Source organism: Succinimonas sp., assembly GCF_045225735.1.
In the GTDB taxonomy this organism is placed as follows: Bacteria; Pseudomonadota; Gammaproteobacteria; order Enterobacterales; family Succinivibrionaceae; genus Succinimonas.
This window is the reverse complement of sequence record NZ_JBGVBR010000243.1, coordinates 1-3,797: the sequence shown is the minus strand read 5'-3', so window position 1 is coordinate 3,797 and position 3,797 is coordinate 1. Positions and strand designations below refer to the sequence as shown.

4 protein-coding genes and 1 pseudogene are annotated in these 3,797 nt (G+C 54.6%); all 5 read left to right on the top strand.

From position 1 onward, the window contains the following. Window positions 1-276 (top strand): annotated as a pseudogene (locus tag ACJROR_RS08405) (hypothetical protein); the annotation flags it as partial. Window positions 277-280: 4 nt separating this feature from the next. Further along, on the top strand, window positions 281-985 hold the full coding sequence (locus ACJROR_RS08400) for a hypothetical protein (RefSeq protein ID WP_406546739.1): 705 nt from the start codon (window positions 281-283) through the stop codon (window positions 983-985). 190 nt (window positions 986-1,175) lie between these two features. Continuing rightward, window positions 1,176-2,549 (top strand): type VI secretion system baseplate subunit TssK, encoded by a 1,374-nt coding sequence (gene tssK / locus ACJROR_RS08395; protein ID WP_406546738.1) that lies wholly within the window; start codon window positions 1,176-1,178, stop codon window positions 2,547-2,549. Window positions 2,550-2,645: 96 nt separating this feature from the next. After that, a complete protein-coding gene (locus ACJROR_RS08390; protein ID WP_406546737.1) occupies window positions 2,646-3,563 on the top strand; it encodes a DotU family type IV/VI secretion system protein in 918 nt (305 codons plus the stop codon). Then, window positions 3,563-3,797, top strand: a 235-nt coding sequence (locus ACJROR_RS08385; RefSeq protein ID WP_406546736.1) for a hypothetical protein, incomplete at its 3' end; no start/stop codon positions are given. The genes ACJROR_RS08390 and ACJROR_RS08385, both read left to right, overlap by 1 nt.

The following is a 3,797-nucleotide window of genomic DNA, read 5'->3' as shown; positions in this document are numbered from 1 at the left end:
CTTTTGAAATGCGCCCTGACTCCGGGAGGCACCCGGAAATTCCAGGAGAGGATGAAGCTTTACTTTGAAATCGGCCGGGAAGTGGGATTCGGGAAGAACAACTGGTCCGAGTTCATGAAGGATCGCGTGCCGCCCCATAAGAAGCCCGGTCTTTCGGAATTTGACGGACTTCTGGGCAAAAAGGCCCCGGCAAATCCGCAGCCTGTCGCTGAAACGCCGGAATCCGTTTCCGAGAAGTCTGCCGCCGCTCCGAAATTCGAGAGATTCAAGGGTTAGCATCATGAAAGCCTGCACGCATTACGGGGCCGTCCTGCTTTTGACGGGATCCCTCTTGGGATGCTCTTCGGAACAGGGCACCCCAGCCAGCTTTGATGTCAGCATCTACCCCTCGAAGGATCTGGCCAAAACCTACGGCCACTACCCCACATTCGAGACGGACGTGCTGGGAGCCCGGCAGGAGGAAGTCATCAGACTTTCAAAGTACTCTCCTGAAAAGTATTTTGAATCCGGCAGCTCTCTCCGTCAGTACTTTGATCCGGTGACCTACCGGTTTTCCGACCGCAACCTCAGAAAGAGAACCTTTCGCGCCGGCACGCCGGAATATAAAAAGCTCATGGGCCGCTCGCCGGAATATCTGGTAGTGCTGGTTAATCTCCCTCTCATGGGAAACCAGGACAGCGAGGATGAAAAACAATCCGATGACAAGCTGGATCCCCGGAAATTCGTCTATAAAATCCCCACCGGTTTTTTTGATGACAACCCGGATCTTTATCTGAAAATTGCCGGGGCCGGAATTGTCAGAACCACCGAGGAGGATGCAGAGAATGACCTTCCGGAAGCTCCTGAAACCGCCAAGGAACCCCGCAGCATGGAACTCCGCTGCGTGCCCGGCAAAACCGGTAAGCCGCCAAAGCCCGGAGATCCTTTAGGCAATATGGAATGCCGGGAGGTAGTACCCGGCACCGAGCCTCCGGACAGGCCCTGACCTCCGGATTTGCCCGGAGGAGCTGACTTAAGACCCTCTGTTTTCAATTAAGTCGTTTCGATAAAGACGCTACCCGCCCCGCATGGTTTGCCGCCTTGACCGGGGCTCATAAATGAAATGCGGCAGTTCGAGGAAATCATCATGACGCCACCCTCAGAAAGGACTGCCGCGCTTTGGAATGGAGAATGATGTGAAATACCCCATGTTTCTTCACTGGAGCGAAGGACTCTTCCTGCAGCCCCATCACTTTCAGCAGTTGCAGCGCGTGATTAATGACGCCATGAATGCCCACACCGGACTGGCCATTCCATATATGGAGGGCATCTGCAATGTGGAAATCGACCTGGAGGCTCTCAAATCCCGCCGCATCGTGGTAAATTCCATTTCCGCGGTAATGCCGGACGGCCTGTTTCTGTCCATGCCAGGCAACTGCGCCATTACCCCCTGTTCCCTGGAGCCGGATCCCGAAGATCCGTCCTCCGAAATCACGGTCTACCTGGCGGTGCCCTACTATTCGGCCACAGAACCCAATCTCTGCCAGGATGATTCCCGGGAACGCCGGCGCTACCTCCTCCATGAAACCTCCGTGCTGGACGAGAATACGGGCGACAACGAGACCACCGTGTTTAAAAGAAGTCTCAGCGTCCGGCTGATTACGGATCCCAAGAAGGCATCAGACTGCGCCACCCTCCCGCTTATTAAGCTGAAATGGACCTCAGCCGGAGCCGGAGCCGCGATTCTGGAAAGAGTGCCCTATACTCCTCCCACGGTTCTGCTCTCCCGGGACTCCAATATTTTTATCATGTCCCAGGATCTCCTTTTTGAGCTCAAAAGCTGCAAATCCCGGCTGCTGTCCGACATTGAAAATTCCGGCTTCGAGCCCAATCTGGCCACAGGAGCCACCGTGCTCCGCATCATGGAGCTCCAGTGCCTGAACGTCAGCATCGCCGAACTCACCAATCTTCTGGTACCCGACAAGACCGCGCCGTTTCAGCTGTACCAGACCCTTGCCAGGCTGCTGGCCTCCCTGAGAGCAATTAGCCCCCTGTCTGACAGCGGTGAGATACCCGCCTATGACCATTACAATCTCTACGGCATTTTCAGCGCGGCCATAAAGAACATCAGCGCCGCGCTGAATGCCCATGGAAAAGCCGAGTTCATCACTGCGGATTTCCTGCCCGATGAGGCGGGCACCCGGCTTGTAGCAGCCTTCTCTCCCGAAAAGATTTCCGGCGCCGGTGATTTCTTCATTGCCTTCGAAGGCGATATCAGCTGGAAGGATCTCATAGGAGAAATCGAATCCGGGGACAGCTTCCGTCTTATTGACAGGGGCTCCATTGACAGCCGGGTACGCGGCGTGCGGCTCTGCCATTCCCGCTTCCCGCCCCGTTATCTGCCGGTAATGAGCAGCAATACTGTCTACTTCAAGGTGATGAAGGACGAATCAGCCCGCATGTGGCGCTATATCATGGATGACCGAGCCATGGTGCTGGACTATGCCCCCTCCATGAACGGAAAGTTTTCCGCAAAGCTGTACATCCTCATTGACAACGGCGAGAGCTGAAACCAATGGAAAAAATGACCGTGGCAGCAAAGAAAGCAGGAATCCGTCAGGACATGCTGAGACAGGAATGAAACAGATAAGCATCAGGAGCAGAAAATGGCAGCAAGCGAAATTCTGGAAATTGTAAGTCCCGTGCTTTACCGGATGTGCAATTACTATATCAGCGAACAAAACGGCAACGAACTCCGGTATGAGGAGTTTTCCGCAGACATCACCCGGCTGCTTAACGAGGCCAGGCGCCAGGCGGACAAGCATGAATCCCTGAAGGCTGATTTTCGGAAAATCGAATACCCCCTGATCTTTTTCATTGACTACACCGTCAAGGAGTCCGGCTTCTCCTTTTCCCGGGATTATATCCCCATGGCTCACAGCTACAACGAGCTCTCCGGCGATGACAAGTTTTTTGATCTGTTTGACGAAGCCGTCCGGGTGGAAAAGAATCCTGACATTCTCACCGTTTACTACATCATGCTGGGACTTGGCTTCGACGGCGCCTACCGCAGAGAACCCGTTGAGGTTATCCGGAGAATGCAAGCTTCAGCAGAAATGCTGGAGGGGCGCCTGAAAAAGGGCTACGACCAGATCTGTCTGACCCGGAAGCCGTCGGCAGCCTCGGTCGACAAGTCCTGGAACACCTACAGAAGCTTCAAGATTCTCGCCGTCATGGTTCTGGTAACGCTGATGTGCTTTGTCCTTAACGGGCTCTCCATACAGGCCAGCACTGCTTCATTCAGAAGCAGCATCAGACAGGCTATGCGCGCCGCCTCCCCCAGCGAGGATTATCTCGTAGGCGGTACCGGTAACACCATATTTCGGGCCGGATCTGAGTCGGATGCCGCCGACACGGGAAGCTCGTTTTACAACCCCGATCCCGATGCCAGAGAAATTTTAAAGGAGCGCGACATCCCTGCTGATGACGCCCAGGCTCCTGAAGATAGCCCGGCGCCCGCCGGCAATGCCGGGAAGAGCTTCTCTGAAAATGACGCTGCCGCCGCAAAGAAGGAGCAGAAATAATGGATAATCTCAAAAACGTCGCCGCCGAAGTCACTGAGGAAGGCCCCGATTTTTTCACATCTCTTTTCGGGAACCCCCTGGGCATTCTGGTATTCATCATTCTTCTCGTTATTTCCGCCTTTGTCATTTATGTGATCATCCGAAAAATCCGCCGCCGCCGCGCGCTTAACGAGGAACGGCGTTCCCTGAAGGACGATCTCATGGTCTGGTCAAACCTTTCCCGGATGGTATCGG